The organism is Flammeovirga sp. OC4 (genome assembly GCF_000812565.1).
Classification (GTDB): domain Bacteria; phylum Bacteroidota; class Bacteroidia; order Cytophagales; family Flammeovirgaceae; genus Flammeovirga.
In genome coordinates, this window is the sequence record NZ_JTAM01000149.1 from 1 (window position 1) to 2,532 (window position 2,532).

The window sequence follows — 2,532 nt, forward strand, 5'->3', positions numbered from 1 at the left end:
TTCGTGTCCTATAGATCATCAGAAATCTCATGATTTCTAAATGTAATAAATAACGAAAACTTAGTTTACAATGTAATTACTACACTATAAGCTAAATTACCGTCAACTTTCAAGCTACCTTTATACAAGCATTGATAGGATCTGCTTTCAATTTTCTTTCTTCTTCTTTTTTGTCTTGAAACAAAAAGAAGCAAAAAATCTAGGCTTAGAAGTTATAAATCTCCTTTTCAACTTCCATAAATTCAAATTAGTGATAATCTCATGCTAATCAAAAAAAAGATGTTCTATTCATTCATTCAAAAAGTTCGATAAAAAGCAAGGGCTTTATTCTTTTAATTCAATTTTGCCCAAGAATTAGTTGCAATAGTAAACTACCAAAAGCCACTGGTATTATTGAACATCACTTAGGATTTTCTTCCATTTTAATAATTACTAAATTGTGAGTATCCTCTAATAGGGTCCATTTATCACTTTTTGACGACAACTAAGTTCAATGATAGGCGATTAATACTGGCAGTATAATTTGGACTGTCTGTTAACTCTGACATTTGCGTATAGCGTACTGTTAACCCTGCCTTGAATTTTTTAAAAGATCTTAAAACTCCAATTCCGCCCCAATATCCTATCTGATTGTTTTTCATTTCAAAAGCAGTAGTTTCTGGATAGGTAAATACCTCTTCGCCATAAACTCTCTCTTCCAATAATCGAGCTTGTTTACTTAATAGTACATCTACATTTAGCCCTACTTGAAGGAAAAAACCATATTTTTTTTCAGGAAAAGAATACTTCAATGATAACGGAATGGATAGCGTATTTATATCAACATAAGTGTCAAAATAATTGATTGGAGATGTTGTTTCAATAAAAGAGGAATAACTTGATTTTGTAAAATGGAGTTCACTTTGAAATGCAATTCTATCTGTAAACCTTGGAGATGAAATGGCTAACTGTATTCCAATTGTTGGATCTACTGAACTATAAGAAGAGGGCAAATACGTATAAAGGTATTCTCCGCTAAAATTGATTTCAGACTTTGAAACTCCGAATAAAATTCCATATTCAAATTTTGTCCAAGGTTGATCGGCTTTAGGTTCGGTAAACTCTTCACCCATGCATGAATTGTACCGTATAATAAGGCGAGTAAGACTTTTTTCGGAATATTGAATACTTGTTGTAATTTTTGATGGATTTTCAATACAATCATTGATAAGATAGGTTAGACTTCCTCTCCAATTACTTGTTTCTTTTACCCCTACTTTTCCATTAATAGTGACTTGCTTCATTGAGGATTTTAGGTCAATCAGGTCAGTCCCTTTTTTGGCATGATAGAGCTCCTTAGACTTATATAAACTGATTGTACCTGTCACTAAAACTTCTACAAAAGTACCTTCAATGATTTGAGATGAAAATAGTTTATCGTTTTGATAACCAAAACCTAAAATTTGATTGGGATAATATTTCTTTTCACCTTCTTTTCCTTTAAAAATACAAGATTCATAGTTTTTTGTATTTGAGCGGTAATCTACCATGCCTTGGATGGTATCACTTTCATGAGTTATGATAAACCCTGCTCTAAAATCTTTCTGTGCGTAGGATGTGATGCTAATCAATAACAATAGATTGATTAATGCTAATTTAGTTTTTTTTATCATGGCTTAATACACCTAACAAGTTTAAAAGTTAATGCAATGTTTTCTTGAACAATACATTGGATGAATAGATGATAAACATAAGCTAAGCTAGGTAAAACATTCAATACCTTATTTCATGTAAAATTTTATATCACAAATAGTTTACCTCAGTTGAAAAAAGTAATAGAGGTTAATCTAGTAAAAGCTTGCTGTTTCTCTAAAATATATTACTGAGTAAAGGAAAGTAAAAAACGCAACACTTTGTAAACCAATATTACCTTTGGTTGTCACTTTTCTACCCAATTTTAATGTTTTCTTTTTGAAATTCTGTAGTTCTAAATTTGAGTTACTGATTTTTCTTTTTTCTCTTCTTTTTCTTTTTTACTGATTTTGAAGTAGTGGGAATCGTTGCTAAAGTTGTATCGCACTGAACGACATTTGGAGTTTGATCATTATCAATAATAGTTGCCGTATTTCCATGATGTAAAACCGTAGAATGTGTTCCATCAGGGTTTACAATTACAGTAGTATTATCGTTTCTTATCACCGAAGAATGAGTTCCATCAGGATTCACAATAGTGGTATTTTTATCATTTTGAATCAAAATAGAATGTGTACCGTCAGGATTGACAATGGTTGTTCTATTACCATTTTTTAATATAGAGGTGTGAGTACCATCTGGGTTTACAATGACTGAATTTTTCCCATGATTAATGACTGTAGTATGTGTACCATCTGGATTTACAATGACTGTTTGAGCATTAACCAAATCAACACATATAAACGATAACATTAAACTCACAAATAATAGTTTCATCTTTCAATATTTGATTCATTGTGACACTTTACATTATTTATGTTATAAGTTAATACTAAATACATTGTAAACTAAATTATCGTC

At 30.7% G+C, this 2,532-nt stretch carries 2 protein-coding genes; both read right to left on the reverse strand.

Annotated elements, in window-relative coordinates; translation table 11 throughout:
- Nucleotides 1-467: 467 nt before the first annotated feature.
- Nucleotides 468-1,652, reverse strand: coding sequence for an outer membrane beta-barrel protein (locus PL77_RS29580; protein ID WP_044213584.1), 1,185 nt, complete (start codon nucleotides 1,650-1,652; stop codon nucleotides 468-470).
- 325 nt (nucleotides 1,653-1,977) lie between these two features.
- Nucleotides 1,978-2,448, reverse strand: a complete 471-nt coding sequence (locus PL77_RS29585) for a hypothetical protein (RefSeq protein WP_156152612.1) — start codon at nucleotides 2,446-2,448, stop codon at nucleotides 1,978-1,980.
- Between the last annotated feature and the right edge of the window lie 84 nt (nucleotides 2,449-2,532).